The organism is Citrobacter sp. TBCS-14, from assembly GCF_005280805.1.
GTDB classification, from domain to species: Bacteria; Pseudomonadota; Gammaproteobacteria; order Enterobacterales; family Enterobacteriaceae; genus Citrobacter; species Citrobacter gillenii.
The window spans coordinates 1-490 of the sequence record NZ_SZWM01000151.1 but is presented as its reverse complement, the minus strand read 5'-3'; the positions used below and the strand labels follow the sequence as shown (position 1 = coordinate 490).

Below are 490 nucleotides of genomic sequence, written 5' to 3'. Positions count from 1 at the left end.
TCGTTCCCCGCTGCGGCAAGCATGGCCGAGGCGATAAAGTGTTGAGCTTTGTCTTGCCCACTCCAGCTGTCGTTAGCCATGTGGCTACAACCGGAAAGAAGCAAAACACTGGCAAGAATACACAGACGCATCGTTGCCTCCATAGGAAAAACCCCGTCGCTGGACGGGGTCTTGATTACAGAATACGGCTGATTAATCTGTCGATTCGGATACGGCGGAGTCGACGGATGNGATAGTCGGCAATGCTCTGCAGGTCGCGATAGTGTTTCACGACGGTGGTGTGCGTGCGGATAAGCTCCAGCTCTTTATCACGCTGAGGAGTCAGTTCCTGCTGGGGATCATGGATAAGAATGGCGTTTTCCAAATCCAGCCGCCAGGCTCGGGGGTTAAGATTATTGCCGGTAAGCAGCATCCATTTATCATCAACCCACATGCCTTTCAGATGATAGGTGTTGTCATCATCTTTCCATAAGCGCACGACCAACTGGTC

1 protein-coding gene and 1 pseudogene are annotated in these 490 nt (G+C 52.1%); both read right to left on the bottom strand.

All coding sequences use genetic code 11. The annotated features are described in order from the left end of the window. A pseudogene (locus FDX22_RS30835) lies at positions 1-131 on the bottom strand (hypothetical protein); the annotation flags it as partial. Positions 132-175: 44 nt separating this feature from the next. Continuing rightward, a partial coding sequence (locus tag FDX22_RS03605; RefSeq protein ID WP_255432724.1) for a phospholipase D-like domain-containing protein occupies positions 176-490 on the bottom strand: 315 nt, incomplete at its 5' end.